This is a genomic window from Martelella lutilitoris (assembly GCF_005924265.1).
Lineage (GTDB): Bacteria > Pseudomonadota > Alphaproteobacteria > Rhizobiales > Rhizobiaceae > Martelella > Martelella lutilitoris.
This window is the reverse complement of record NZ_VCLB01000010.1, coordinates 165,028-191,376: the sequence shown is the minus strand read 5'-3', so window position 1 is coordinate 191,376 and position 26,349 is coordinate 165,028. Positions and strand designations below refer to the sequence as shown.

Annotated in this window: 22 protein-coding genes and 1 other annotated feature; of the genes, 7 read left to right on the top strand and 15 right to left on the bottom strand. The window is 62.2% G+C overall.

Features of this window, described 5'->3' with window-relative positions; genetic code table 11:
* Positions 1–214 precede the first annotated feature (214 nt).
* On the top strand, positions 215–757 hold the full coding sequence (gene hpt / locus FF124_RS18335) for a hypoxanthine phosphoribosyltransferase (protein ID WP_138749919.1): 543 nt from the start codon (positions 215–217) through the stop codon (positions 755–757).
* 163 nt (positions 758–920) lie between these two features.
* A complete protein-coding gene (locus tag FF124_RS18330) occupies positions 921–1,280 on the top strand; it encodes a response regulator (RefSeq protein ID WP_138749918.1) in 360 nt (119 codons plus the stop codon).
* 73 nt (positions 1,281–1,353) lie between these two features.
* On the opposite strand, the gene FF124_RS18325 is transcribed toward FF124_RS18330, so the two are convergent.
* The 4 genes from FF124_RS18325 to argH all read right to left on the bottom strand — a co-directional run bounded on the left by FF124_RS18325 (position 1,354) and on the right by argH (position 7,065).
* Positions 1,354–3,909, bottom strand: a complete 2,556-nt coding sequence (locus FF124_RS18325; protein WP_138749917.1) for a TIGR02302 family protein — start codon at positions 3,907–3,909, stop codon at positions 1,354–1,356.
* Positions 3,910–4,036: 127 nt separating this feature from the next.
* Positions 4,037–5,299 carry a diaminopimelate decarboxylase gene (gene lysA / locus FF124_RS18320; protein WP_138749916.1) on the bottom strand — a complete coding sequence of 421 codons (1,263 nt, stop codon included), beginning with the start codon at positions 5,297–5,299 and terminating at the stop codon, positions 4,037–4,039.
* A gap of 14 nt (positions 5,300–5,313) precedes the next feature.
* Positions 5,314–5,580 carry an LPS translocon maturation chaperone LptM gene (gene lptM, locus FF124_RS18315; RefSeq protein WP_138749915.1) on the bottom strand — a complete coding sequence of 89 codons (267 nt, stop codon included), beginning with the start codon at positions 5,578–5,580 and terminating at the stop codon, positions 5,314–5,316.
* 87 nt (positions 5,581–5,667) lie between these two features.
* Entirely contained in the window at positions 5,668–7,065 is a 1,398-nt protein-coding gene (argH, locus tag FF124_RS18310) for an argininosuccinate lyase (RefSeq protein WP_138749914.1), read from the bottom strand.
* 23 nt (positions 7,066–7,088) lie between these two features.
* Here argH and tlpA point away from each other — a divergent pair, with 23 nt between their 5' ends.
* Both tlpA and FF124_RS18300 read left to right on the top strand, forming a co-directional pair.
* On the top strand, positions 7,089–7,751 hold the full coding sequence (tlpA, locus tag FF124_RS18305; RefSeq protein ID WP_138749913.1) for a thiol:disulfide interchange protein TlpA: 663 nt from the start codon (positions 7,089–7,091) through the stop codon (positions 7,749–7,751).
* Positions 7,752–8,137: 386 nt separating this feature from the next.
* Complete coding sequence (locus FF124_RS18300; protein WP_138749912.1) at positions 8,138–12,250, top strand: autotransporter outer membrane beta-barrel domain-containing protein; 4,113 nt, start codon at positions 8,138–8,140, stop codon at positions 12,248–12,250.
* Between the two features lie 44 nt (positions 12,251–12,294).
* Here FF124_RS18300 and FF124_RS18295 read toward each other — a convergent pair whose 3' ends face one another.
* From FF124_RS18295 to FF124_RS18280, 4 genes are all read right to left on the bottom strand, one after another.
* On the bottom strand, positions 12,295–13,773 hold the full coding sequence (locus FF124_RS18295; RefSeq protein ID WP_138749911.1) for an inorganic phosphate transporter: 1,479 nt from the start codon (positions 13,771–13,773) through the stop codon (positions 12,295–12,297).
* Positions 13,774–13,822: 49 nt separating this feature from the next.
* Positions 13,823–14,302, bottom strand: coding sequence for an NUDIX hydrolase (locus FF124_RS18290; protein ID WP_138749910.1), 480 nt, complete (start codon positions 14,300–14,302; stop codon positions 13,823–13,825).
* Between the two features lie 131 nt (positions 14,303–14,433).
* The gene (ligD, locus tag FF124_RS18285) at positions 14,434–15,378 is read right to left on the bottom strand and encodes a non-homologous end-joining DNA ligase (protein WP_138749909.1); all 945 of its coding nucleotides are present in this window, start codon (positions 15,376–15,378) and stop codon (positions 14,434–14,436) included.
* 149 nt (positions 15,379–15,527) lie between these two features.
* Complete coding sequence (locus FF124_RS18280; RefSeq protein WP_138749908.1) at positions 15,528–16,247, bottom strand: SDR family oxidoreductase; 720 nt, start codon at positions 16,245–16,247, stop codon at positions 15,528–15,530.
* Positions 16,248–16,382: 135 nt separating this feature from the next.
* On the opposite strand from FF124_RS18280, the gene FF124_RS18275 reads away from it, so the two are divergent.
* The 3 genes from FF124_RS18275 (at position 16,383) to FF124_RS18265 (ending at position 19,596) form a co-directional block, all read left to right on the top strand.
* Complete coding sequence (locus FF124_RS18275) at positions 16,383–16,970, top strand: TetR/AcrR family transcriptional regulator (RefSeq protein ID WP_246072531.1); 588 nt, start codon at positions 16,383–16,385, stop codon at positions 16,968–16,970.
* A 136-nt stretch (positions 16,971–17,106) separates the two neighbouring features.
* Positions 17,107–17,162, top strand: a sequence feature (sul1 is cis-regulatory element that is thought to sense ions involved in sulfur or methionine metabolism; They are found in Alphaproteobacteria).
* A 73-nt stretch (positions 17,163–17,235) separates the two neighbouring features.
* Entirely contained in the window at positions 17,236–18,738 is a 1,503-nt protein-coding gene (locus FF124_RS18270) for a SulP family inorganic anion transporter (protein ID WP_138749906.1), read from the top strand.
* A gap of 3 nt (positions 18,739–18,741) precedes the next feature.
* Positions 18,742–19,596, top strand: a complete 855-nt coding sequence (locus tag FF124_RS18265; RefSeq protein ID WP_138749905.1) for a universal stress protein — start codon at positions 18,742–18,744, stop codon at positions 19,594–19,596.
* Positions 19,597–19,795: 199 nt separating this feature from the next.
* Here the strand turns inward: FF124_RS18265 and FF124_RS18260 are convergent, their stop codons facing one another.
* From FF124_RS18260 to FF124_RS18230, 7 genes are all read right to left on the bottom strand, one after another.
* Positions 19,796–20,005, bottom strand: coding sequence for a cold-shock protein (locus tag FF124_RS18260; RefSeq protein WP_138749904.1), 210 nt, complete (start codon positions 20,003–20,005; stop codon positions 19,796–19,798).
* Positions 20,006–20,395: 390 nt separating this feature from the next.
* On the bottom strand, positions 20,396–20,539 hold the full coding sequence (locus FF124_RS18255; protein ID WP_138749903.1) for a DUF1127 domain-containing protein: 144 nt from the start codon (positions 20,537–20,539) through the stop codon (positions 20,396–20,398).
* Positions 20,540–20,908: 369 nt separating this feature from the next.
* Positions 20,909–21,052 (bottom strand): DUF1127 domain-containing protein, encoded by a 144-nt coding sequence (locus tag FF124_RS18250; RefSeq protein ID WP_081725756.1) that lies wholly within the window; start codon positions 21,050–21,052, stop codon positions 20,909–20,911.
* 250 nt (positions 21,053–21,302) lie between these two features.
* Positions 21,303–22,460, bottom strand: coding sequence for a mannonate dehydratase (gene uxuA, locus FF124_RS18245; RefSeq protein WP_138749902.1), 1,158 nt, complete (start codon positions 22,458–22,460; stop codon positions 21,303–21,305).
* Positions 22,461–22,572: 112 nt separating this feature from the next.
* Positions 22,573–23,340, bottom strand: a complete 768-nt coding sequence (locus tag FF124_RS18240; RefSeq protein WP_138749901.1) for an FCD domain-containing protein — start codon at positions 23,338–23,340, stop codon at positions 22,573–22,575.
* A complete protein-coding gene (locus FF124_RS18235; RefSeq protein ID WP_138749900.1) occupies positions 23,325–25,133 on the bottom strand; it encodes a glycoside hydrolase family 2 protein in 1,809 nt (602 codons plus the stop codon). Before FF124_RS18235 ends, FF124_RS18240 begins: the two co-directional genes overlap by 16 nt.
* Before the next feature lie 79 nt (positions 25,134–25,212).
* Positions 25,213–26,205, bottom strand: a complete 993-nt coding sequence (locus FF124_RS18230; protein WP_138749899.1) for a TRAP transporter substrate-binding protein — start codon at positions 26,203–26,205, stop codon at positions 25,213–25,215.
* Positions 26,206–26,349: the final 144 nt, after the last annotated feature.

Here is a 26,349-nt window from a genome sequence, read left to right as displayed (position 1 = left end):
GATCAGCGCCATCATCGCCCATTATGCATAACAGGTGGTGAACAAAGCGCAAAGGCGACAGGATTGCGGCATTATCCACGGGGAAATGCCGCCCGTCGCCCGGCCTTTCCGGCGTTTTGATTGCCGCCCGGTTGCAAAGCCACTAAAACCGGTCATTACCGATTGGCAATGAACGCGGCGCCCCGGCGCACCGCAAAAGATGAGGAGCGCGCCCATGCACGTCGTTCGCGGCAAGACTATCGAAGTGCTGTTTTCCACCGAGGACATTGCCAGGCGCAATGAGGAGCTTGCCAACGAGATCGCGAGCGGTCCCTCGAAGGATCTGCTCGTCATCGCCATTCTGAAGGGATCCTTCGTCTTTGCCGCGGACCTGATCCGCGCGCTCCACAAGGTCGGGCTGGCGCCGGAGGTCGAGTTCATGACGCTGTCGAGCTACGGCACCGGAACCGTCAGCCGCGGCGTGCGCCTGGTCAAGGATATCGACAGCGTCGTGGAAGGCCGCGACGTACTGCTCGTCGACGACATTCTCGAATCCGGCCGGACCCTGCGCTTTGCCCGCAACCTGATGCTGGAGCGCGGCGCGGCCAATGTCTCGATCGCCGTCCTCCTCGACAAGCAGAACAAGCGCGAAGAGGCTCTGGAAGCCGACTATGCCGGTTTCCACTGCCCGGACCGCTTCGTCGTCGGCTACGGCATGGACGTTGCCTACGCCTTCCGCGAGCTTCCCTTTGTGGGCGTGATTACCGGTGATGCTTAACCAAGGTTAAATCGCGGTAACAGAGCTTGTTAACTACATAAATTGCCATTTTTCGATGTTTACCTCTCGCTAGGAAAGTTCTGGTGATCTCTAGGGCAACAAGGCCCGGAACAACGGGTCAACCTCAAGGGTTTTGACAAGACAGAAAGAACTGGACAGCGCCATGGCGAGGATTTTGATCACGGAAGACGAGGCATCTTTGAGGGCATTCGTTGCGCGCGCGCTCAGGCTGGACGGCCACGAGACGGTCGAGGCCTGCGATGGCGCCGAAGGACTTGAGCTCCTGTCGGAGAGCAATTACGATCTGCTTCTCTCCGATGTCCGCATGCCGATCATGGACGGCATCGCGCTTGCCCATCAGGCGGCCAGCACCCATCCGGGCATGAAGATCCTGCTGATGACCGGCTTTGCCGAACAGCGCGAACGCGCCGACGACCTGATGGAAAAGATCGTCGACGTGGTACCCAAACCCTTCGCCCTGCCGGATATCCGCAAGGCCGTGGCGCGGGCGCTCGCGGCGTAGGCATCAACCGATCATGTCGCGATGAGCTTTAACAGGCAGCGCATAGGTACGCCGTTATGAAAGGTCAGCCGGGTCAATTCCCCGCATCCGGTTCCAGCAATCGCTCCAGATAAGGCGGCTCTGAGGGCAGCGGGGCATCCTCGTTCAACCGTTCGCGGATGGCGTCGAGAATCTCGCGGGCGCGCTCGACGGTGAACTCGTCCGGCACCTGAACGTCATCGCCGAAATCAAGCCCGTCCGTCCCCTGATTGCGGCCGAGCGGATCGCGGCCGGCCTGCGAGCCCCAGCCGGTCTGGCCGTTCGGTCCCTGCTGGCCTTGCTGACCTTGTCCCTGCGCCATCATCGAGTTCATCATCTGCTGGGCACCCTGACGCAGGGCTTCCAGTGCATTGCCCTGCCCTTCAAGCGCGCCCTGTCCTTCACCTTCGCCGAGCGATTCTGCCGCGCCGTCCATGGCCTCGCCGGCCCGACCGAAGCCTTCGGCCGGCGGCATGCCAAGCTCGGAAAGTTTTTCCTGCATCTCGCCAAGTTGTTCGGAAAGCGCCTGTTGCTGCTCCTGCAACTGGCGCAACGCCTCCCGGAGTTCCTCAGCCGTCATTTCCTGCGGGGAACGCTGCCGTTCGCCGCCCTGGCTTTGCTCACCGTCCTGGCGCGGTGGCGGGTCGCCCCACTGCTCGCGATCGCGCAATTGCTGGTCAAGTTCGAAAGTCTCGTTCATCAACCGCTGCTGTTCCTGGATCAGTTCGCCGAGCTTGTCGATCTGTTCGCGCATCTCCGAGTTCTGCTGCCCGCCCTGCTGGGCCATGGAAGACGGCGGCTGGATATTGTTCATCATCCGCTGCAGTTCCGATAATAGCTGCTGGGCGGCGGCGCGATCGCCGGAGCGGGCGAGGTTCTCCAACTGGTTCAGGAGGTTGTCGAGATCGCGCTGGCGCAGCGCCTGCTGATCGCCGGGCTGCATCTCCGACGGCTGCATGCGCTCTGCCATTTCGGAAAGATATTCCTGCATCGCCTGGCGCAGTTCTTCCATCAGCCGGGCGATTTCGGCATCGGATGCCCCGTCGCGCAGCGCCTCGCTCAGCGCGTCCTGCGCTTCCCTCAGGCGGCGTTCGGCATCCGACAAGGCGCCGTCCTCGATCCCTGTCGCGATCTCCCAGAGATACTCTGCCGTATCAAGATAGCTCTCCTCGTCATGGGCGAGCAGCATCCGTGTCTGGGCCGACTTGATCAGCAGGAACTGCGTGAGATCGGGGATCGTCTCCTCCGGGCGCAGGGTGATGGCGGCGCTATATTGCAGCGCCTCGGGCATGGCCCGGGTATCGAGCGCGAAGATCTGCCGCTGTTCGGCGACGGAGCCTGCCAGCAGATTGTAGAAGTTGCGCGCCGGCAGCACCATGTCCAGCGGCGCGCTGCGGGCAACATGACCGGCGGCATCCTCGGCGACCAGCGTGATCGTGACCGGTTTGCCCGAAAGCGGATGTTCTGTGAGATTGCGGCTGGTGAACGCCGAATGATCCGCGCTTGAGCGAGAGGGCATGTTGAGCGGAAATTCCGGCGGCGGATAGAGCGGCGTCGCATCCGCGTCGACACCGCCGGACGGGGCTATCTCGGCGCGCGCCGCCGTCACGCCGTAATCATCGGTGAGCGTGTATTCCAGTTCCAGCGCGCCGTTTGCCGCCGCCCTCGGCCTGCCCTTGAAGGCGATGACCGGCAGTTCATCCGGCACGACGCCGATCATCCATTGCCGCCCGGCCGCTTCCAGCAGACCGCTTGACGACAGCGTAAAACGTGCGCCGCGCATCATCGCGCTCTCTTCGGCCTCGTTGGGCGCCTGCGGGGCGTCTGCGTTATCCGGCTGGAAGGAGATCGGAGCATCGGCCCCCTCACCGGAAAGGCGCACGGTCAGCACCGAGCCTTCGGGAATGTTCTCGACCTGATCGACGCCGTCGGCCTGAAGATAGACCGGCGCCTGACGGGTATAGGGCGGCGGGGAGATCCAGGCATCGAAACGCAGAGCCAGCGCCGTCTCGCTTTCTTCCGCCGGCGGCAGGAAGGCGTCGGCGAGCCGGCCCGAGCCTGTCGCCCCCGAATAAAGAAATGCCACAAAGAGCAAAAGCGCGGGAACGGCGCGCAGGCCGTATGGATCAACGGCAGAAAAGTCCGCCCGGGCATGGCCGGGGTCGAGGCTGCCGAGCTTTTCCGCCATGCGGCGCTGGTGGGCATGCCACAGGGCAAGGGCTTCCGGGGTTTCGCGGGCGGGCCTGTCTCCGGCAACGGAAACGGCCTGATGGGCAAGCCCGTTCTCCCGTTCCAGCCGCCGCTCGGCTTCTGCCCGGGTTGGTATTTTGAACCGCCGCAGCGGCCAGAACCCCGCAAAAAAGCCGCCGACAAGCAGCAGAAGGAGAACGATCCTCAGCGCAAACGGCACGGCGTGAAACAGGCCGAGCCAGGAACAGGAAAGATAGAGCGCAAGAGCGCAGGCAGGCCAGACGAGGCCCGGAGCCAGGCGTTCAACAACAAGGTTGAAGCGGGCAAAGGCGCGACCGCGGGCAATGCGCCGCATCAGCGCCTTGCCTTGTCTGCCCTTGTCCGGGTCTTGCGTGCCGGTGTCTTGCTGTCGCGCGGTCATGGGTCCCGTTTGTCGCGCCTTTCGGCGGCGGCGTGAACGATACGAAAACCATAGCACGGTTTATGACGATAGCGAGGAGACGAAGACGAATTTGGAGAAATCCGTCTTCAAGACTTTGCGAGCAGGGTCACATCCAGTCCGGCACGGAATCACGCCCGATCAGATCCTCATAGCTGCCGCGCGGGCGGATGACATGATAGCGGTCGCCGTCGACCAGCACTTCCGGCACGAGAAGGCGGGTATTGTAAGTGCCGGCCTGCACCGCGCCGTAGGCGCCGGCCGTCGAGACCGCCAGAAGATCGCCCGGCTCGGGCCTTCCCATCTCGCGCGAAAGCGCCAGATAGTCGCCCGTCTCGCAGACCGGACCAACGACATCGGCCGTCATCCGCTTAGCCTTCGAGTTCAGCACCACAGGGCGGATCGCGTGATAGGCCTCGTAGAGCGTCGGGCGGATCAGGTCGTTCATCGCGCCGTCGACGATAACGAAGCTTTTCGCCTCCGCATCCTTCACATAGATCACTTCGGTAACGAAAATCCCGGCATTCCCGGCAATCATCCGCCCCGGCTCGGCAACGATCCGGCAATCAAGGCCGGCCAGTTCCTCGCGGATGACGGCGGCATAGGCCGTCGGTTCCGGCGGCGGGTTGTTGTCGAACTGATAGGGAATGCCAAGCCCGCCACCGACATCGACATGATCGATCGCATGGCCTTGCGCCCGCAGTTCGGAAACCAGCGTCCTCATGAGCCGGAAGGCGTCGCGGAAGGGCGAAAGCTCGGTGATCTGGCTGCCGATATGCATGTCGATCCCGGTCACGCGGATGCCGGGCAGTTCCGCCGCGCGGGCATAAACGGCCGCAGCGCGCGAAAAGGCAATGCCGAACTTGTTTTCCTTCTTGCCCGTCGAGATCTTCGCATGGGTCTTCGCATCCACATCCGGATTGATGCGGAAGGAAACCGGCGCCTCCAGGCCCTTGGCCGAAGCGCGGGCGCTCAAGACCTCAAGTTCAGGCTCGGATTCGACATTAAAGCAGTAGATGCCGGTCTCCAGCGCGAAATCGATCTCGCGCACGGTCTTGCCAACGCCGGAAAACACGATTTTTTCCGGAGCAACGCCGGCGGCAAGCGCACGGCGGAGTTCGCCCTCCGAGACCACGTCCATACCGGCGCCCAGCCCGGCCAGCATTTTCAGGATTGCCTGATTGGAATTGGCCTTGACCGCATAGCAGACGAGCGCATCCGAGCCGGCAAAGGCTTCGGCGAAGACCTTGTAATGGCGCGTGAAGGTGGCCGTGGAATAACAATAAAAGGGCGTGCCGACAGCCTCGGCGATGGCCGGAATGGAAACACCCTCGGCAAAGAGCACGCCGTCGCGATATTCGAAATGGTTCACGAAAAAGACCTGGCCTAGTTGAGAAGGGAATCGAGAATGAAGGGCTCGCCGTCGACGGCGGCATCCGGCCCGGCATTGACGACATTGTCGCCGGAGCCGTCGAAGATGACCGGCTTGTCGTTCGGCGCAATGCGGATGGCGGGCGTATCGGCGTTCTTCGCCTCGCGCTCGGCCTGTTTGGGCGTTGCCGGCGGCACTTCCAGCGGCCCGCGCCGCCCGCAGGCCGTCAGCACCAGTGCGCTCGCCAACAATGCCGCAACGGCGATCCTGTCTTTTCTCATGGCACTTCCCACCGCAAGCCTGAACAAACCCGATGCCTTTCCTGATAGCCGATCAGGAAAGGCTTGTGCACCCTCAAACGCGCGAATTCAAACGCGCTCGCGCCACCAGGCGATCTGTTTTCTCACCTCGTCCGGCGCCGTTCCGCCGAAGCTCTTGCGGCTCGCCACCGAGGCCTCGACCGTCAGGACATCGAAAATGCCGGCCGTGATCGCCGGATTGATGGCCTGAAGTTCTTCGAGAGACAGTTCTGCAAGGTCGCAGCCCTTCTTCTCGGCGAGCGCCACCGCATGACCGGTCGCGTGATGGGCGTCACGGAAGGGAAGGCCCGCCTCGCGCACCAGCCAGTCGGCAAGGTCCGTCGCGGTGGAAAAGCCGGAGCCGGCCGCGGCCTTCATCGAGGCCGTATTGACCGTCAGGTCGCCGATCATCCCTGTCATGGCGGCAATCGCCAGATCAAGGCTTTTCGCGGCGTCGAAAACCTGTTCCTTGTCTTCCTGCATGTCCTTGGAATAGGCGAGCGGCAGGCCCTTCATCACCGTCAGCAGCGCCACCAGCGCGCCGTTGACGCGGCCCGTCTTGGCGCGCACCAGTTCGGCGGCATCCGGGTTCTTCTTCTGCGGCATGATCGAGGAACCGGTGGAGAAACTGTCGGAAAGCCGGACGAAATTGAACTGCGGCGTCGACCAGATCACGATCTCCTCGGCAAGACGCGACAGGTGCGTACCGCAGATGGCGGCAACAGACAGAAATTCCAGCGCGAAGTCGCGATCCGACACCGTGTCGATGGAGTTGCGCGTCGGTCCGCCGGAAAAGCCGAGCGCTTCCGCCGTCATGTGGCGATCGATGGCAAAGCCCGTGCCGGCCAGCGCCGCAGCGCCGATCGGGCTTTCGTCCAGATGTTCGATGGCGTGGCGCACGCGCTTGCGGTCGCGGCCAAACATTTCGACATAGGCCATGCAATGATGGCCGAAGGTGACGGGCTGGGCGGTCTGCAAATGGGTGAAGCCCGGCATCACCGTATCGGCATGTTCTTCGGCGCGGGCGAGAAAAACGCCGATAAGCCGCGTCAAGGCCGCTTCGGTCTTGATCAGTTCCTTTTTCACCCAGAGGCGGAAATCGAGCGCCACCTGATCATTGCGCGAGCGCGCCGTGTGCAGTCGTCCGGCGGCGGCGCCGATCAACTCGCGCAGGCGCGATTCGATATTCATGTGAATATCTTCGAGCTGGCGCGAGAAGGTGAAACGTCCCTCCTCGATCTCACGACGAATTGTTGAAAGCCCCTCCAGAATTGAGGCCTTGTCCTCTTCCGAAATGATGCCCTTTTCGGCAAGCATGGTGGCATGCGCAATCGAGCCGTCGATATCCTCGTTATAGAGAGCCTTGTCGAAATCGATGGAGGCATTTATCTCCTCCATGATCGCGTCGGGGCCGGAGGCGAAACGCCCGCCCCACATTGTGTTCGAGGTGCTGTTGTCGGAAGCCATGACGTGCCTATCTGGAGAGTGACATGACGAAGAAGAGCCGCAAGAGCCCCATCTCCGCCAGACTTGTTCTTATCGCGCTTGTTGCCGGGCTCATCGCCGGCGCTGTGGCGGTATACGTGAAAAATACGTTCACTGGCAATGGCGCGAGCGAACTGGCCGCGGCCGACCAGTGTGAAATGGCGGTCGAAACCGCTGCCGCGCTGAAACCGCTGGCCCATGGCGAGGTCGCGGCCTTCATTCCGGCCGAAACGCCGCGCCCGATGCAGAACCTCGCCTTCAATTCCGATGCCGGCGAAACATCGCTTTCCGCCTTCAAGGGCAAGACAGTGCTGATGAACCTCTGGGCCACCTGGTGCGTGCCCTGCCGCGAGGAAATGCCGGCGCTCGATGAACTCGAGGCCGAAATGGGCGGCGATGATTTCGAGGTCGTCGCCGTCAATATCGACACGGGCTCCGATGAGAAGCCGAAGAAATTTCTTGACGAGATCGGCATCTCGTCACTGGCCTTCTACCGCGACGGAACCATGGGCGTGTTCAACACGCTGAAGAAGGACGGGCTTGCCTTCGGCCTGCCCTCGACCATCCTGATCGACGAAAACGGCTGCCTGCTCGGCTCCATGAACGGCCCGGCCGAATGGGCAAGCGACGATGCCAAGGCGCTGGTGGGGGCTGCGATCGGGCGCTAAAGCCTGCCTCCGCAGCAGCCGCCCGTTGCGACCGTCATTGTTCGTTCTCCCGAAACCCGAGCCGCCAACTGTCCCGCGCTGTCCCGGTCAGATTCGCACATAAAAAACAAAATATATTCAATATGTTGAGTTGAATGTAGCGACGCCTTTTCCGGCGATCGCAAGAGGAACCGAAAGCGCCCTGAGGTAGCAAAAACCTGGTTGTTGCAATCGGGCGACACCCATCTCTGATTTCACCTGTTAACGAAGGATAAAACGTTAGCCACGCGTTGCCATGCGTGCGGACTTTCTGTTACCTCAAATTCTGGTTGCGTTAACATGTCCGTCAACCCGGCCCGGGGACAACAGGCCAAGGCGTTGGCGGATCGATCAAAGGGGGACAGGACATGAACAGCCGATTTGTCGCGATCGACGGGAACAAGGAAGCGCACCGGCCGCGTTTGGAGGCCGGTCGGCTTTTGCGGAGCCGGCGTTCGCTGCTCCTCGCACAGGCCGCCTTCGCCGGCATCGTCGCAGGCTTCATCGGCGCCGGCCCGGCGGCGGCCATTCCTGGGCCCACCTGCCCGCCAAATCCGCTCAACATCGAAGAAACCACCTTTAGCGGGAACTGTAACTTCGGTTCCAATACCTGGTTCGAGATCGGTAAAACGGCGACGGGTACTTTGACGATCCTTGACGGAGGCGAGATCACAAGCGGCAATATCTCCATCGCAAGCGGAGCGGGTGTTTTTGGCGGGATCAGAGTCACTGGCAACGGATCGATGCTCACGGCAAACGAGTTGCTCATCGTCGGCGATCTCGGCTATGGCATGCTTATCATCGATAAAGGCGGCGAAGTCACTGCCAACAATTCCTATGTCGGCTACAAGCAGGGCGCGTCAGGATCGGCTAGAGTGTCCGGCACAGATTCCTTGTGGAAGCTCAATGGCACGCTCAATGTCGGCAGCAGCGGACGCGGAAGCCTTATGATCGAGAAGGGCGGCGAGGTCGACGTCGTTGGTTCAGCTTCGTTCGGCCTGCCCTATAGCGAAACGAAGAGCGCAACCATCCTGACCGCCACAGGAAGCGGGTCGAAGCTCAGTGTTGGCAACAAACTTACTGTCGGCATCAGTAGCAGCGCCGGATGGTCAAGCATCGAGGTTTCCAAGGGCGGCAAGATCGCTGTGACCGGCGAGATGGCCATCGGCGCATTTGGCGACGCCTCCGTGATGCTGAGCGACAGCGGATCTTCGATCAGCGCCGGCTCGCTGGTCGTCGGCGACTGGGAAACGGGCAACCTGTCGGTTTACGACGGCGCGACGGTGTTTGCCGATACGATTTTGCTGGCTCGTCCGAACGAAGGGACCAGCCCCGGCGGCTATCTTGCCATCGGCTACGGCGAGGAGGAGGTCGGCGTTCCGGCCATCGCTGCCGCACCAGGCACAGTCGCGACGGACAGCGTGACCTTCGCCGGCAACGAAGCCAGGTTGATCTTCAACCACACCAGCGACGACTATACCTTCTCCGCAGATCTACTTGATGACGGCGGCTATCAGGACGCGGCGATCGTCAGCTACGCCGGCACCACCATCCTGACCGGCGATGGTTCCACCTTCTCCGGCAAGACGAGCGTTCTCGGCGGCACGCTGCAGGTTGACAGCAAGCTCGGCGACAGCGGCTCGCCGGTCTATGTCGGTAGTTCCGGCACGCTCTCCGGCAGCGGCTCGCTGGGCGGCAAGGTCTATGTTATGGACACCGGCGTCCTCTCCCCCGGCGCCGCCGACAGCGCTGGCACGCTGAGGGTCGAGGGCGACCTCTCGCTCAACACCGGCTCGACCACCGTCTTCCAGCTCAACACGCCGGACGTTGCCGGCGGCGGCACCAATGACTTCATCTCGGTTGGGGGCGACCTGACCCTTGGCGGCACGCTGGATGCGACCGTTGCGGCGGCCGGCTATTATTACCTGTTCGACTATGGCGGCAACCTTTCCGGGTCCTTCGGCACGGTCACCGTTTCCGGCGTCGCCGATGCGGAAAGCGCGATCGACACGGACGTTACCGGCGAGGTGAACCTTGCCGTGACCACCGGCGGCGGCGAGCCGCAGACCATGCAGTTCTGGGATGGCGGCGATCTCAAGGCGGACAAGACTGTCGATGGCGGCGATGGCATCTGGAACGCGGCAAACACCAACTGGACGACGTCTGATGGGAGCAAGAACGACATCTGGGGAAGCCAGGTCGGCATTTTCACGGCCGCGGCCGGCACGGTCACCGTCGAGGACACGCAGGAATTCGACACGCTGCAGTTCAAGACCGACGGCTATCTCATTCAGAGCGGCGCGCTGGCGCTTTCGCCGACAAACGGCGACGGCGGCACGTTCAACATTGATGACGGCGTCTCGACCACGGTGTCCTCGGCGATCGTCGACGGCACGAAGACCCTGCTGATCAAGGCCGGCAAGGGCACGCTGACGCTTTCCGGCGCCAACACCTATACCGGCGGCACCCGCGTCATGGCCGGTCGCCTCATCGGCAATGCCTCTTCGATCCGCGGCGATATCGCCAACCAGGGCGTGGTCGAGTTTGCGCAGGGCACGGACGGCACCTTTGCCGGCGCGATCAACGGCTATAACGGCGTCAACGGTCAGATGGTGAAGTCCGGAACGGGCAATCTGCGGCTGACCGGCGCCAGCACTCTCGACTGGTCGATCGAACAAGGCGGGCTGATATCCGACACCAACCTGTTCTTCGGCAATCTCGATGTCGCCGAAAGCGCCTCGATGACCTTCGACCAGGGTTTTGACGGCACCTATGCCGGCACGATCTCCGGTTCCGGCGACATTCTCTTCACCGGCGGCGGTCTTGTGACGCTGACGGGCAATTCTTCGGGCTATACCGGCGACAGCACCGTCACCGACTTTACGCTCCATCTCGACGGCACGGTCGGCGGCACGGTCTCGCTCACCGGATCCGGTCGCCTCACCGGCAACGGCGCGGTCGGCTCCACCTCCGTCGGCAATGGCGGCACGGTTTCGCCCGGCAATTCGATCGGCACGATCAATGTCGCAGGAAACGTCTCCTTCGGCCCCGGATCGACCTATGAGGTCGAGACCGAACCGGGCGGCACGTCCGCCGACCTGATCGCGGCGACGGGAACTGCGACGCTTTCCGGCGGCGATGTCGCCCATATCGGCTTTGACGGGGCCTATGCAGCACAATCGGAATACACGATCCTGACGGCAGACGGCGGCGTTTCCGGCACGTTTGACGGCGTGACCACGACGCTTGCCTATCTCGATCCGTTCCTCGATTACACCTCCAATTCGGTGCTGCTGCGCCTGATCCGCAATGGTTCCGCCTTCGAACGCTATGCCCAGACGCCGAACCAGCGGGCAGCCGCCTATGGCGTCGAAAGTCTCGGCGCCGGCAATGCGGTCTATGATGCGATCCTCGGCCTCAGCACGACGGATGTCCCCGCGGCCTTCGATGCGGTTTCCGGCGAGATCCATGCCAGCCTGAAGACCGGCATGATCGAGGACAGCCGCTTCATCCGCGATGCGGCCCTTGGCCGTGTGCGAGCGGCCACCGGCTCGGCCTGCGCAGAACCTTCGGGTTCCGTGCCGCTGACGGCGGCGCAGACGGCCGAGCGTAATGCCAATGGCTGCGTTGACGATCTTTCCGCCCCTGCCTACGGCGCCTGGATGCAGGCCTTTGGCGGCATGGGCCATATCGACGGCGACGGCAATGCCGCCAAGCTCGACAGCAATACCGGCGGCTTCATCATCGGCGGCGATGCCGGCTTTGGCGACGCCGGCGTTCTCGGCGTCATGGCCGGCTACCAGTCATCCGCCTATGATGTCGATGCGCGCGCCTCGTCGGCGGACGCCACCAGCTACCAGATCGGCATCTATGGCGGCACGTCGTTTGAGGGTTTCAACATCTCCGGCGGCGCGGCCTATGCCTGGTCCGACATCGACACCAAGCGCACGGCGGCCTTCCCGGGCTTCTCCGACTATCTGACCGGTTCCACCAATGGCGGCGTTGCCCAGGTCTTCGGCGAGGTGGGCTATGAATTCGATCTGGGCATGGCCACGATCGAGCCGTTTGCGGACCTGGCCTATGTCTCTGTCCATACCGATGCCTATAGCGAGAGCGGCGGCGCGGCAGCCCTTGCCATTGCCTCCGACACCACGGACATGACCTATTCCACGCTCGGCGTGCGCGGCGCTGTGGCCTTTGACGAGGCGGCCAGGGTCACCGGCATGCTCGGCTGGCGCCACGCCTATGGTTCGCTTGCCCCGAATTCGGTCAACGCCTTTGCCGGCGGCGCGCCGTTCACCGTGGCGGGCGTTCCGGTCGGCGAGGATGTGGCGCTTGTCAGCGCCGGCGTCGAATTCGATCTCGGTGCTCTGGCGGAAAGCGGCCTCAAGGATGCAAGCCTGTCGCTCTCCTATGACGGCCAGTTCGGCTCCGGCGTCGCGGACTCAGCCGCAATGGCCCGATTCTCGTTCAAGTTCTGAGGATAGTGACCCGGGCGTTTCGGAAGAAACGTCCGACTATCCCCTCAAAACCCGATCGCCTGCAGCAGCAGGAAACAGCCGGCGGACAGAAGCGCCGCCGCCGGAACGGTAATCACCCAGGCGGCGATAATCGTCATGAAATGCGAGCGGCGCACGAGCTTGCGGCGGGCGCGCTCCTGGCCCGGAATGCGGCGGGCCACCGGCCGTTCCATCTCGACGCGGCGGGCACGCCTTTCCATATACCATTCGCGGAAAAAGCCGACGCCGAAGACGCCGCCGACGGCGATATGGGTGGAGCTCACCGGCAGGCCGAGCCATGAGGCGGCGATCACCGTCACGGCGGCGGACAGCGCGACGCAATAGGCGCGCATCGGGTTGAGCTTGGTGATCTGGCTGCCGACCATGCCGATCAGCTTCGGCCCGAACAGCACAAGGCCGAAGGAAATGCCGAGCGCGCCGATCATCATCACCCAGAGCGGGATGGCGACCTGGCCGGCAACGGCGGAAGACTTCTGCACATAGGCGATCGCCGCCAACGGGCCGACGGCATTGGCCACGTCGTTGGCGCCATGGGCAAAGGACAGAAGCGCTGCCGAGACCACCAGCGGCAGGCGGAACAGGGATTTCAGCGAGCGGTTGCGGTTTTCCAGCCCCTCCGACTGACGCCGGATGAAGGGCATGGACAGGAGCCACATGGCAACCCCTGCGACGAGACCGATCAGAAGCGCCGTGCCCAGATCGATGGAAATGACTTTCTTAAGGCCTTTCATTGCCAGATAGGCGGCAAAGGCGGCGCTCATCACCCCGATCAGCACCGGCACCCAGACGCGCGCGGCGGCGATCTTGTCCTCGACATAGATCACCCGCCACTTGATGAAGGCGAGCATCGCCGCCGCGATGACGCCGCCCAGAAGCGGCGAGATCACCCAGCTTGCCGCGATCGCCCCCATGGTCGGCCAGTTCACGGTCGCAAGCCCGGCCGCCATGATGCCCGCGCCCATCACGCCGCCGACCATGGAATGGGTGGTCGAGACCGGCGCGCCGATCCAGGTGGCGACATTGACCCAGACGGAGGCCGCAAGCAGGGCCGCCATCATCGCCCGCACGAACACGGCAGTGCTGGCAAGCGCCGACGGATCGATAATGCCCTTGGAGATGGTGGAAACCACATCGCCGCCGGCGAGCAACGCGCCGGCGCTTTCGCACACCGCCGCAATCGCAATCGCGCCCAGCAGCGAGAGCGCTTTTGCGCCAACCGCCGGGCCCATATTGTTGGCGACGTCATTGGCGCCGATATTGAGCGCCATATAGGCGCCGAAGGCGGCCGCCACGATCACCGCCAGGCTCTGCGGCTCGCCGCCGGTAAAGATCGCCGCCGCCACCACGGTCAGCGTCACGAAAACGAGGCTGACGCCGACGCCCACCAGCGGACGGGCGGTGTACATGGTGGCCTCTTCCAGACGCGTCAGACGATTGAGGTCCTTGTCGAGCGTCTTCCATTGCGGCGTGGCATCTTCGGTCACTGTGCATGTCCTTGCAGTCAAAAGGCCCTCGCGGCCTGTCGCGCGCAGCCTAGCCGCGCCGCGCTTCGTCGATACGTTTCGGGAAGTCCTTCAGGATCGCCTTGAGCTCGGGTTCCTGCACGGCGCGCGCCGCGTCCTCCGGCGTCATCCAGGCGCGCTTGCGCTCGTCCATCTCCGGAAAGCTGTCGAGCAGCGTCTCGACCCGGACGGCATAGACATAGACATCGGTCGTCACCGGCAGTTGGCCGCCAACGATCTTCTTGTAGCGGTAGCGCCCGACCCGGATGTGATCGGCGTCAGCGGGTTTTACCCCGGCCTCTTCCCAGGCCTCCTGCAGAGCGGTTCCCGCACCGTCGGTTCCGGCAACCGGCCAGCCCTTGGGGATGATCCAGCGCTTCGTCGTGCGCGATGTGATGAGCAGAACCTCCGGGCCGTCTGCCCCCTCGCGGTGGCAAAGGGCTGCGATCTGCACGCGGGCGGGCCGGCCCAGCAGCGGAGCGAGATAATTATTCCAGATACGGGAAAGCATTCATAAAACCGTCATAAAGCGGAAAAGTGGGGGTGGTTTAGTGAAAAAGGCGCCGGATCACAAGCCGCAATCGACGAACCGCCTCTGGCGCGAAGCGTTCGGTGGGCCTGTCAGGACCGGCAAAGCGCCGTTCACCCGACCCGTTTTTCGAGCTTGTCGATCACCGCCTTGCCAAGCGTTTGCGGTTTGACCGCAAGCGCCGGATCGTCGTGTTTCAGGCGGTCGGCCATATGTCCCAGGCCGAAGGCGGCAGCCGAGTTCAGGCTCTTCAGTTCGTCCCAGGTGACAGGAGTGGCGACGGGGGCGCCCAGCCGGGCGCGCACGGAATAGGGCAGGATCGCCGTCGCGCCGCGCTCGTTGCGCAGCCAGTCGATGAAGATCTTCCCCTTGCGCCTGTCCTTCGCCATGGCGGCGGTAAACCGATCCGGCTCCCTGTCCGCCATCAGATGGGCGAGCGTCTTGGCGAAGGATTTGAGCGTCTCCCAGCTAACCGTGCGCCGAAGCGGCACGACAACGTGGATGCCCTTGCCGCCGGTCACCATCGCATAGGCCTCAAGGCCGGTATCCGAAAGCAGCGACTTCAGGTCGAAAGCCGCCTGCTTCGTTTCGGCAAAGCCGAGCTTCTCGTCGGGATCGAGGTCGAAGACCATCCGGTCGGGCCGCTCCAGCCGGTCGGCCCGCGCCGCCCAGCCGTGAAACTCGATCGTGCCCATCTGGGCCGCGGCGATATAGGCCTTGGCGTCCGGGGCGTAGAGATATTCCCCGGTCTCGCCGTCCTTTTCTTCAATGGCGATCCGGGTGAGTTCGTCGGGAAAGCTCTTGCCCGCATGTTTCTGGAAGAAGCACTCGCCATCAATGCCGGCAGGGCAGCGCAGAAGCGAGACGGGACGTTCTGCCGACACTTTGATCATGCGATCGCCGACAAGGCCGTAATGCCGGGCAATGTCGATTTTCCTCACCCCATCCCCCGGGAAGAGTTCGCGATCCGGGTGGGTAATGGCGATGCCTTCAACCACATTGCCGTCGTCATTCTCCGCTTCAGGTCTTGCCTGGCTTACCCCTTCCTCTTGCTTCACCTCATCCGCCTCCTTGTCCTCGCTCTGCCCGAGCCAGGGGCCTGGAGCGCACCCATTTTTGCCGCTTCAACGGGCAGGCCGCAGCAATGTTCCGACGTCCCCCCAAAGCACGCCAGCGCGCATGTCCTGTCGAAAAAGCCTTTGCCTCCTTACCACGGCGTCTCGCCATCCGGCTCGAAGAAGCCGCCATTTTCCTCCCCCTCAAGAGCAAAGCGGGCGGGAAGCCGCGCGCCTTCTTCCGGCGTCATTATTCCGAAGCCGGTCAAATCCGTCTTCACGAAGCCTGGGCTGACCGAATTGACCACAATCTCGCTTCCGCGCAAGACCTCGCGAAGCTGCACGGTCAGCATATTGAGCGCGGCCTTGGAGGCGTTGTAGCCGATGAATTGCGAAGCGTAGTAGGGCGACGTCGGGTCGCCATTGAGCGCCAAGGAGCCGAGCGAGCTCGAAATGTTGACAATCCGCCCCTTGTCAGCCTTGCGTAGCAGGGGGAGCATTGCCTGCGTCACCGCCAGCGTGCCGATGAAGTTCGTCTCCATGACGCGCCGGACAGCACTGATTGAGGCCGTGTCGGGCGGACCATCGGCAAAGTCGAAGATGCCGGCATTGTTGACGAGCACGTCCAGCCTGCCGTGGCGTTCCCCGGTCCAGGCGGCCGCCGCGGCGATCGTCTCCGCGTCGTTGACGTCGAGATGAACCGCTTCTGCCGCAAGCCCGTCCCCGGCAAGATCATCAACCGCCTGTTGAGCGCGGGCATCATCCCGCGCGCCGATGATCACCTGCAGGCCGGCAGCGGCGAGTTTGCGGGCAATCTCCAGTCCAATCCCCTTGTTGGCGCCGGTAACGAGTATCGTTTTTTGACCAGTCATACATCAAGCCCTTTTCAATCCATGCGTTGCGGACCTAATATATGAAGCATTATTCACCTTTTGGATTCGCATTTGCCCAATCCCGCCCGCCCCTCTCTGACACCCCGGAAACGGCCGCGTCAGGCACGCGCGGCCGTGACCGTGGATGCCATTTTCGAGGCGACCATTCAGCTCTTGATCCGCTCCGGCGCGGACAGCCTCACCACCACGCGCGTGGCCGAACGAGCCGGCGTTTCCGTCGGCACCCTCTATCAGTACTTCCCGAACAAGCAGGCGCTGATCTATGCCCTGAACGAGCGCTATCTCGAGACACTGGCGGCGAAAATCGAGGCGACCTGCACCGCCCAGAACGGTCAGCCTGCGAGCACCATGCTCAAAGCCCTGATTGACGCCTACTGGCGCGCAAAAACCGAAAGGCCCGAGGTAACGCGCGCGCTCTATCGCTCGGTCGCCGACCTCGACAACTCAGCTCTCATCGAGGCATTCGCCAGCCGGGTCGATACTGCGACCACCGCCATGTTCGCAAGCGCCTGCGATGCCGATTTCGCCGACCTTGCCAGCGTGAACCTGACCCTTGTCACGGTCATCTTCGGGACGGTGCGAAACGTCTTCGAACGAGGCCTCGATAGCCAAGATGCCGAGAAGCTCCAAGGACAGTTGTGCCTGATGTGCGATGCCTATCTGAAGGCTCTGGACGGGAGCTCGATCGCGCAACCGCGGTGATTGCGGCGGTGTGTGATGGCAAGTATCCCTTCGGAAATTCACGTCCAGGCGCAGATCACCGGCCCCTTTCCGCCTATTTTGCGCTGCAAACCTTGCCCTTCAGCGCCCAAATCCGTATTGACTGTCGTCAATGAACCCCGGACCCGGTGAAACTCCGGGTGGCTCTTCCGGCCGCCGATCCGCCGGACAACCGTTGAAACTGTTTTCATGACCTCCCGGCCCGCACTTTGCCTGCCGGCCGCAAACAGATTTTCAGGGACCATTGATGAACACCAGACATTTTTCGCTCGCCCAGTACCGGCAGGAGTGGTTCGGCAATGTGCGCGCCGATACGCTTTCCGGCCTTGTCGTGGCCATGGCGCTCATTCCCGAGGCCATCGCCTTTTCGATCATCGCCGGCGTCGACCCCAAGGTCGGCCTGTTCGCCTCCTTCTCGATCGCGGTGATCATCGCCTTTGTCGGCGGCAGGCCCGGCATGATTTCCGCCGCCACCGCCGCCACCGCCGTCTTGATGACGCCTCTGGTCGCCGGCCACGGGCTGGAATATCTGCTGGCGGCAACGGTGCTTGCCGGCGTCATCCAGGTTGTCTTCGGCCTGCTGAAGCTGGGCGCACTGATGCGCTTCGTCTCGCGCTCGGTGATGACCGGCTTCGTCAATGCGCTGGCGATCCTGATCTTCATGGCGCAGCTGCCGGAACTGACGGATGTGACCTTTATGACCTATGTGCTGGTCGCCGGCGCTTTGGCGATCATCTACCTCCTGCCGCGCCTCACCAATGCGGTGCCCTCCCCGCTCGTCGCCATCGTGGTCATTACCGTCTTGACCATGATCTTCCAGTTCGACGTGCGTAATGTCGGCGACATGGGCGAACTGCCGGACGCCTTCCCGGTTTTCCACCTGCCGATGGTGCCGCTCACGCTTGAAACGCTGATGATCATCCTGCCCTATTCGCTGGCGGTCGCCGTCGTCGGCCTCCTGGAAAGCCTGATGACCGCGCAGCTGATCGACGACCTCACCGACACGCGCTCCAACCGAAACCAGGAATGTGCAGGCCAAGGCATTGCCAACTTCTTCACCGGTTTCATCGGCGGCATGGCCGGTTGCGCCATGATCGGCCAGTCAATGATCAACGTGAAATCCGGCGGTCGCGGAAGGCTGTCGACCTTCATCGCCGGCATCGTCCTGCTGATCCTTGTCGTCGTGCTGGACCAGTGGGTCCGCCAGATCCCGATGCCGGCGCTTGTCGCCGTGATGATCATGGTCTCGATCGGCACCTTCTCCTGGTCCTCGATCAAGAACCTGAAGGATCATCCGCGTTCGTCGTCCGTCGTCATGCTGTCGGTGGTCGCGGTCGTGGTCGCCACGCATAACCTCGCCATCGGCGTGCTGGTCGGCGTTCTTCTCTCCGGCATTTTCTTCGCCTGGAAGATTGCCCAGCTCTTCGGCGTCCGCTCGGAGCTTTCCGAGGATGGAACGCAGCGGACCTATCATGTCGAGGGCCAGTTGTTCTTCGCCTCGGTGGAGGATTTCAACGCCGCCTTCGACTTCCGCGAAGCGTTGGAGAAGGTCGTCATCGACGTCTCGCGCGCCCATATTTGGGATATATCAAGTGTCGGGGCGCTCGATATGGTAGTGATGAAATTCAGGCGTGAGGGCGCCGACGTCGAGATCGTCGGCCTCAACGAGGCGAGCGCGACGATCGTCGACCGGCTCGCCATCCACGACAAGCCCGACGCGCTCGAAGACTTCATGAAAGAGGGGCACTAGATCATGGATAAGCTGACTGCCTTTATCGACAGCTCGAACTACGCCGAAAGCGTGTGCGACCATGCCGCCTGGATCGCTGGGCAGCTCGGCCTTTCGGTCGAGCTCGTCCATGTGCTGGAGCGCCAGCAGGGCCACCATGCGCCGGCCGATCTGTCCGGTTCCATCGGCCTCGGCGCACGCACCGCGCTTCTGGAGGAACTGGCCGAACTCGATGCGCAGAACGCCAAGGTGGCGCAGAAACGCGGCCGCCTGCTGCTTGAAGGCGCGCTTGAGCGACTTGCGGCCGAGGGCGTTACCGATGTGAAGACCCGGCTGCGCAACGGCGATTTCGTTGAAGCCATCGAGGACGTCAGCGCGGATTCCCGCGTCATCGTCATCGGCAAGCGCGGCGAAGGGGCAGATTTCGCCTCCGGTCACCTCGGCTCCAATCTGGAGCGCGCGGTCAGAACCGCAAAGCAGCCGGTTTTCGTTGCCGCCCGCGCCTTCAAGCCGATCCACAGGGTTCTGGTCGCCTATGACGGTGGCCCGAGCGCCGAGAAGGCCGTGGATCGCGTGATCTCGAGCCACATTCTGCAGGAAACGGACGCGACGCTCCTGACCGTCTGCAAGGAAGGCGACCCGATGGCCGGCAAGGCCGAGACCGCGCTGAAACGCCTGCAGGACGCCGGCGTGACGGCAAAGCTCGTCCTGCGCCAGGGCCATGCCGAAAAGGTCATCGAAGACGTGGCGGCAGAGACCGGCGCCGACCTTCTGGTGATGGGCGCCTACGGACATTCGCGCATCCGCGCCCTTGTCATTGGCTCGACCACGACAGCGGTGCTGCGTGCCTGCAAGATCCCGGTTTTCCTGGTGCGCTAGCGCATCGGCCCGAAAATCGGAACCGATTTTCGGAAAGCACGATGCGGCGATTCGATAGGTTAGAGCGTCGTGCGTCCGAAGGGACGCACGGTGTTCCAAAGCCGATCGGACAGTCTCCAGACATGAAAAAACCCTCCGGAACGCACGCTCCGGAGGGTCTTTTTTCGTGTCCGGCCTTCAGGGCCGGCCGCGCTCGGAATTAGGCAGCGCTGAGGTTTTCAGCGGCGCTCTTGCCCGTGCGGCGATCAGCAACAACTTCGAAGTTGACCTTCTGGCCTTCGGCCAGCGTGGTCATGCCGGAGCGCTCAACAGCGGAGATGTGAACGAAAACGTCCTTGCCGCCGTCTTCCGGTTCGATGAAGCCATAGCCCTTGGTGGTGTTGAAGAATTTTACAGTGCCGACGCTCATAACGATTTCCTTTCAAATCGTGCGTTCCAAGATCACATGATATCCATCATGCAGTGTCGTTCGATTTTGATAGGAAGACCGTTTCCAGCACTTTCGCGCAGACGTAACTTAGCAAACCAATTCGATGCGCCTTTTGTTACGCGACAATTATGACTGGAGCAAGACGCTAAATTTTTATTTTTGAGTACGGTTGCAACCTGCTGTCCGGCCGAAACCCCTTGCATGCATGCCTTTGTTCCGAACGAAAAACGCCCTCTGTCCGGGAGGAAGGACAGAGGGCGACACGGATTTTTGCGTTGATGCGGGGCCGTTTCGCCCTCGCGTCACCGACTTTTGCCGGGAGCTGCAGGCCGCTTCAGCAGAGGAAGCGGCGGCCCCGCGAGAGGCTGGTTACTTCGCAGCCTTGCGGGCAACCCGGCGGATGTCTTCGCGATTGATGCCAAGATCGGCCAGTTCGCGGTTGTTCATGCGGTTCAGTTCGCTGACCGTCTGACGATACTTCACCCAGTTGTTGAAGCTATGTGCCATGCTCATATCATTTCTCCCTTCGTTTGAAGGTTTCGGCGCCGCATCCTTGCGACGCATCTCTGTTCCTGACAATTCGAAATATAGAGGCTTGCCCGGCGTTGAGGCAGAGGGTTTGCGTCAACAGTCCTATGCAGTCTATGCAAGGCTCGGAGAGGCTGCCTCACATTTGACCAGAAAACCGGCACTGCAGCCCGGCAGCGCTCATCGACTGGCAACAGCGCAAAAAAATAGCGCTCACCGGGGGAGGAGGATCCGGTGAGCGCCATTTGATGTGGCCGGTGATTGGGAGGAGGAGGAGTATCACCGACCTATCGAAGGGCATTTTGGGAGGAGGAGGAGAATGCCCTACGAATTCCTGTAATTCTTATGCGTCGCTTAGAATGCGGCCCGGCGTGCGATCCGGCGAATATCTTCGCGGTTGATGCCGAGGTCGGACAGTTCGCGGGTCGACATGCGATCGAGCTCGCTGACAGTGCGACGATATTTCATCCAGTTGTTGAAGCTGCGCGTGACGTTCATTTTTCTGTCTCTTCGCTGGAGCGTCATTTTGAGGAACGCTCATCATTTGCTGTTGAACCGGATATAATCGTTTCATTCCAATCGAGGCAGACCCTTTTCAGCAATGCCCCTATGCAAAAAACGCAGAGCTCCGTGAAAGGGCGCCTTCAGGCCGGCCCGGCGGCCACAGCGACGGGCCTGAATGCCACCACGTGGAAGGCAAGCGAGGCCGACAGGCGGCCCCGCCATGCCGAGAGCGCCGGTTCGTCTATTACAGCGCCGCCAGCGCCCGGGCGATGCCGCGCACTTCCGACAACCCGCGCAGGCGGCCGATCAGCGGATAGCCGGGATTGGTCTTGCGCGATTGGTCGTCAAGGATGGCGTGGCCGTGATCGGGACGGAACGGGATCTGCACACCGCGCGCCTTCTCCACCTCAAGCGCCGCCCTGACGACGGCCACCATGTCGACATCGCCGTCCAGGTGCGGCGCCTCGTGGAAGCTGAGACCGTCCTCCTCGCGCTTGGTGGCCCGCAGGTGCAGGAAATGCACCCGGTCGCCATGCTTCTTCAGCATTGCCGGCAGGTCATTATCGGCGCGCACGCCGTAGGAGCCGGTGCAGAAGGTGAAGCCATTGGCAAGGCTCGGCACGCGGGCGGCAATCCGGTCCATGTCCTCGACGGTGGAAACGACGCGCGGCAGGCCGAAAAGCGGACGCGGCGGATCATCGGGATGGATCGCCATTACGGCGCCCGCCTCTTCCACCATCGGCACCACGATCTCGAGAAAACGCGAAAGCTGTTCGGCCAGCGCTGCCGCGTCGATCGCATCATAACGGGCAAGCTGCGCGCGGAAATCTTCCAGTGTGTAGCTTTCCTCCGCGCCCGGAAGGCCGGCCAGCACGGTGCCCGTGAGCTTGGCAATCGCATCCGCGCTCAGCGCCTTGAAGCGCGCCTCGGCCCTTGCGACCACATCTGCCGGATAGTCGGCCTCCGCGCCCTTGCGCTGAAGAATGAAGACGTCGAAGGCCACATACAAAAGATAGTCGAACCGGAGCGCCAGCGCGCCGTCCTCAAGCGGATAGGTCAGGTCCGTGCGCGTCCAGTCGAGCACGGGCATGAAATTGTAGCAGATCGTCTTCACGCCTTCGCGCGCGAGGTTCTGGGCGGAGCGGCCCCAGGTTTCGGCAAGTTTTTCCCAACCGGGCTCCGCCGTCTTGATCTTCTCGTGAACAGGAATGCTCTCGACGACGGACCAGGTGAGACCGGCCTTGGCAATCATGTCGCGGCGGGCTGCGATCGTCTCGCGCTCCCACAACACGCCGTTTGGCAGTTCGTGCAGCGCGGTAACGATATCGGTCGCGCCCGTCTGACGCACCTCGGCAAGTGAAATCGGATCATTGGGTCCGAACCAGCGCCAGCTTTCCTTCATCGTATTCTCCTGTCATTTTCAAAAGGCAGTCCGGGGACGGCGCTCGCCTGGGAAATGCGCGCGACAGACTGTCAAAACTGTCATTTCGGGCGTGTCTCGGCGGTGGGAAGGACTAGCCCACGATCCGGCCCAGTTCGCGGGAGCCGAACAGATAGCCGTCGAAAGCCGGATCATCGACATCCGAGAGTTCCATCAGCGTCTCGCGCACGTTCTGAAGATGCGTCCACATCGCCTGTCGCGCGCGCGCCGGATCCTTCATCTGTAGCGCCTGGAGTATTTCCTGATGGTCCTGCAGCCAGCGGCGGCGATAGTCCGTATCAAAAACGCGGGTATGGAGTTGCGCCCACATGCGGCTCTTCTTGCGCTTGCCCCAGAGTTCATCGAGAAGATCGACGAGCACGGCGTTCTGCGTGGCAACGGCGATCAGCCGGTGAAACAGCTCGTCGGCCTCATAGCCGTCATCGCTCCCCTTCTCGATCGCCTCGCGCTCCATGTCGAGGGCCTCGCGCATTCGGCGGATATCGGCCATGGAGACCATTTCGGCGGCGAAGGCGGCAATGGTTGATTCCAGAAGCTGGCGGGCCTGCAGCAGTTCGAACGGACCGAAATCATCCGGCAGGTCGTCAGCCGCCGGCTCATCCTGCGCGGCCTGTTCCGGCGGGGTGGCGAGGTAGATGCCGGAGCCCTTGCGCACGTCGACCAGGCCTTCAAGTTCCAGCGTGATCACCGCCTCGCGCACCAGCGAACGGCTGACACCCAGCTCCTCGGCCATCTGCCGCTCTGTCTTCAGACGATCGCCCGGCTTGTAGTTCGAACCCGCGATGAGATCGCGAATTTCGGCCGCAACTTCCTGATAACGGCGTTTTACAGTTTCTCCCATTCGTCAGCCTCCCTTGCGGCAACCGCGTGATAAAATTCCTGCAGTATAGCGAAGGATTTTTTCCTGGTTACCTTGTCTGCGGCAATCAGACCTTTTCTGTTGAAGCCGCGCTGGAAAATGCCCTGGCGGCGCTCGGTCCTGAAATCGTAGAGAATCCAGGGCGACATCCCCTTGACGAAATCGAGGTCCCGCAAGGTGGCGATCTGCTTTTCGTAGACTTCCGCCTGATAATCTTCGGAGAACAGACCAGCCTTGGGTCCGTGCTCGGTGATATCCGCATCGGCGCCGGTCTCGGAGATGACGACGGGGCGGTCGGGCTGGGAGTTGGCCAGGATTTTCGGCAGTTCGGAAAAATCCTCGTCATACCAGCCGTAATATTCGTTGATGCCGATAATATCGAGATAGGTGGCAAGCCGGTCCTCGATCTTGAGCTTGGCGTGGTTGACGAGGCAGGCGGCGGCAATCAGCCGCGTCGGATCTTCGGCACGCGCAGTCTCCGCAAGGCCTTTCATAAAGGCCAGCCGCGCATCGGTATCGGCGTTTTCGTTGCCCACGGACCAGATCGCGACGCTGGCGCGGTTGCGGTCGCGGCGGATGAGTTCGATCAACTGGTTCTGTGCATCGCGCTCGGTCGCCGGATTGGCGAAATCGATGGCCCAGTAGACCGGGATCTCCGCCCAGACGAGCAGCCCGGCCTCATCTGCCAGTTCCACCGCACGCTCGTGGTGGGGATAGTGCGCAAGCCGCACGAAATTGCAGCCCATCTCCTTGGCATCGGCATAGCGCCGGCGCAAGTCGTCCTCGGTGATGACCTTGCCGAGCTTCGCGTCATCCTCATGCACCGAGATGCCGCGAAGCCACAGCGGGCGACCGTTGAGGAAAAGCTCGCGGCCCTTCCGCTCGATCGTGCGGAAGCCGATGCGATCGGAAACGCGGTCGTCGCCGGCGGTGACATGCACGTCATAAAGTTTCGGCCGCTCCGGCGACCAGAGCAAGGGCGCGGCGTCGATCGTGATGGTTCCACGGCCGTCGACAAGTTTCACGGTCTCGCTGATCCCGAGTTCGGGGATCGCGATTTCGGCTGTGTCCACACCTTCGGCAACAATGCTCGCGACCAGTCCGGCGCGCTCGGCGCTCGGCGTCATATGGATGAAGAAATCGCGGATCAGGCTTTGAGGCGTCTCGATCAGCGAGACCTCGCGATAGACGCCGCCATAGTTGAACCAGTCGGTATTGCGCATCGGCACGCGATCGGTGGTGCGGACATTGTTGACGCAGAGCATCAGCCAGTTGCGGCCATCCTTCAGGCGATCGGTCAGTTCGGCAAAGAAAGGCGTCGAGCCGCCATAGTGATTGCCGATGAATGCGCCGTTCAGGAAAACCTTGCAGTCATATTGTGCGGCCCCGACGCGCAGGAAGGTGCGCTTGCCGGGCTTCGGTGAAAAATCGACAGGGCGCGTATACCAGGCGCTGCCCTCGAAGAAATACCATTTCTCCTTCAGCATCTGCCAGCAGGAGGGCACCGACACGGTCTCGCCCATATAGGGGTCGTAGTCCCAGGGCTCCTCGCGGTCACGGGGCGCGGCCGGTTCCATGGCGAACCATTTCTGGCGAAGGCCCGTATCAAGCAGATCGACGCAGAAATTCCATTCGCCATTGAGCGAGACCTGCTCGCGGTCACCCATGAAGATCATGGTGGTGTGGTTGAGGTTCTGCGGATTGAAAGGACGATCATAATCCTCGTCATGCAGCGCCTGAAGCGCATTTTCCGCCATTTCTGATCGCTCGAGCATGGTGAACCTCCACCGGAACCTGTCAATGTGTATGAGCCGGCCGGCCACATGAAGTGGCCGACCAAATTTTTCGCGCGACTTAGTTGTCGCTGTAGTTCGCGCCTTCGGCCTGGATGCGGTCGACCAGGTCGGCGACAGCCGGCGAGTTGCCCTTGACTTCGTCATACATCGGCTGAACGGCCTCGATGAAAGGCGCCTTGTCGACGGTGTTGACCGTCACGCCCATTTCCTCGATCTCGCCCATCGTCGTGGACACGATTGCGTCCCACTGTTCGCGATGGAACTGCATGGCTTCCTGGGCGGCCTGACGGAAGGCGGCCTTGTCGTCATCGGACATGGCATCCCATGCGCAGTTCGAGATCACCACGACAGAGGGGATCATGGTGTGCTCGTCGAGCGAGAAATAGTCCGCCACTTCGCCGTGACGCACGGTGGTGAGCGCGGTCGGATTGTTTTCCGCGCCGTCAACGACGCCCTGCTGCAGGGCGCTGTAAAGCTCGCCATAGGCAAGCGGCGTCGGGCTGCCGCCCAGAAGCTCGACCATGCGGATCGCAGACGGGCTCGGCTGAACGCGGATCTTCATGCCCTGGAGGTCTGCCGGGGTATTGATCGGCTTGTTGCCGTAGAAGGAACGCGCGCCCTCGATCAGGAAGGCGACGCCCTGGAACCCCTTGTCGTGGGAGGCGTCGAGGATTTCCTGGCCGATTTCACCGGTCAGAACATCGAACTGATGATCTTCGCTGAGGAAGAGATAGGGCAGGTTCAAGGCCGAATAGGTCGGCTCGAAGGCTTCCAGCTCGCTGGCATTGCTCTTGGCCATGTCGAGCACGCAGCTCTGGACCAGTTCCATCGATTCGCGCTGATTGCCGAGCTGGCCGTTCGGGAAAACCTGGATATCCCAGGCGCCGTCGGTCAGTTCGGACAGGCGATCGCCCATGAATTCCATGGAGATATGCAGCGGATGGTCCGGCGGGTTGTTGTGATTGAGGCGAAGCGTGCGCGCTTCGGCGGTTGCGGCAAAGGCGACAGCAGCGACGCCCGTCATCAAAGCGACTTTGGAAAAGACGTTCATATCTTCCTCCCGGCACCCGTTCGTTTGAGGAGTGATTGTCAGACCGCCACAGAGTGCCTTATTGCAGCGGATGGGCTTATGGTTGACCAAATTATTTTAGGTGTCAACCAAAATAGATAAATTGGTTGACCAATTTTTTATTTT

Coding starts and splice junctions, on each gene's coding strand:
- FF124_RS18230 (WP_138749899.1), bottom strand. CDS start 26,205: ATGAACGTCTTTTCCAAAGTCGCTTTGATGACGGGCGTCGCTGCTGTC.
- argH (WP_138749914.1), bottom strand. CDS start 7,065: ATGGCTTCCGACAACAGCACCTCGAACACAATGTGGGGCGGGCGTTTC.
- FF124_RS18250 (WP_081725756.1), bottom strand. CDS start 21,052: ATGAACGTCACGCGCAGCTTCAACAACTGGATGAAATATCGTCGCACT.
- FF124_RS18235 (WP_138749900.1), bottom strand. CDS start 25,133: ATGCTCGAGCGATCAGAAATGGCGGAAAATGCGCTTCAGGCGCTGCAT.
- tlpA (WP_138749913.1), top strand. CDS start 7,089: ATGACGAAGAAGAGCCGCAAGAGCCCCATCTCCGCCAGACTTGTTCTT.
- FF124_RS18290 (WP_138749910.1), bottom strand. CDS start 14,302: ATGCTTTCCCGTATCTGGAATAATTATCTCGCTCCGCTGCTGGGCCGG.
- lptM (WP_138749915.1), bottom strand. CDS start 5,580: ATGAGAAAAGACAGGATCGCCGTTGCGGCATTGTTGGCGAGCGCACTG.
- FF124_RS18330 (WP_138749918.1), top strand. CDS start 921: ATGGCGAGGATTTTGATCACGGAAGACGAGGCATCTTTGAGGGCATTC.
- FF124_RS18255 (WP_138749903.1), bottom strand. CDS start 20,539: ATGAGCATGGCACATAGCTTCAACAACTGGGTGAAGTATCGTCAGACG.
- FF124_RS18265 (WP_138749905.1), top strand. CDS start 18,742: ATGGATAAGCTGACTGCCTTTATCGACAGCTCGAACTACGCCGAAAGC.
- FF124_RS18260 (WP_138749904.1), bottom strand. CDS start 20,005: ATGAGCGTCGGCACTGTAAAATTCTTCAACACCACCAAGGGCTATGGC.
- FF124_RS18270 (WP_138749906.1), top strand. CDS start 17,236: ATGAACACCAGACATTTTTCGCTCGCCCAGTACCGGCAGGAGTGGTTC.
- uxuA (WP_138749902.1), bottom strand. CDS start 22,460: ATGAAGGAAAGCTGGCGCTGGTTCGGACCCAATGATCCGATTTCACTT.
- hpt (WP_138749919.1), top strand. CDS start 215: ATGCACGTCGTTCGCGGCAAGACTATCGAAGTGCTGTTTTCCACCGAG.
- FF124_RS18280 (WP_138749908.1), bottom strand. CDS start 16,247: ATGACTGGTCAAAAAACGATACTCGTTACCGGCGCCAACAAGGGGATT.
- FF124_RS18300 (WP_138749912.1), top strand. CDS start 8,138: ATGAACAGCCGATTTGTCGCGATCGACGGGAACAAGGAAGCGCACCGG.
- FF124_RS18240 (WP_138749901.1), bottom strand. CDS start 23,340: ATGGGAGAAACTGTAAAACGCCGTTATCAGGAAGTTGCGGCCGAAATT.
- FF124_RS18325 (WP_138749917.1), bottom strand. CDS start 3,909: ATGACCGCGCGACAGCAAGACACCGGCACGCAAGACCCGGACAAGGGC.